Below are 559 nucleotides of genomic sequence, written 5' to 3' on the forward strand. Positions count from 1 at the left end.
GAACACAGACCGAGCTGCATCGTGGCATTTTACAGTAGACGATAAAGAGATTTATCAACATCTACCATTAAACGAGAACGGATGGCACGCAGGAGACGGTGATGGTCCAGGTAATAGAGAATCCATTGCAATTGAAATTGCAGTTAACAGTGACGGAAACTACAGTAAAGCGGTAGATAACGCTAAGAAACTTGTAGCGTATTTAATGAAAGAAACTGGTGTACCGTTAAATAACATTGTAAAACATCAAAAATGGAGCGGTAAAATCTGCCCTGCTAACATGATTAATAATGGGCAATGGGATGTATTCGTAAATAGCGTTGAGGGGTATTATAATAATCTTTATCAACCAAAAGATGACATTACAGGAGGTTGGTATGAAGAAGCTATTCGAGAGTTAAATAGAAGGGGTATTATGATAGGGGAAGGAAACGGAGTTTTCGCACCAAATAGAGCGATAACAAGAGCCGAATTTGCTCAATTAATCTCTAACTCTCTAAAACTACCAGCTGGAGATGCTTCATTTAAAGACCTAAACGATGCAAATTCAACTTTACGG

At 38.6% G+C, this 559-nt stretch carries 1 protein-coding gene; it reads left to right on the forward strand.

What is annotated here, in order from left to right:
* Positions 1-559: N-acetylmuramoyl-L-alanine amidase (locus tag OXT04_RS29560; protein ID WP_267418942.1), on the forward strand; the 559-nt coding region annotated here is incomplete at both ends.

Origin of the sequence: Bacillus sp. GC_Bacil_1 (assembly GCF_026540675.1) — a bacterium.
In the GTDB taxonomy this organism is placed as follows: domain Bacteria; phylum Bacillota; class Bacilli; order Bacillales; family Bacillaceae_G; genus Bacillus_A; species Bacillus_A cereus.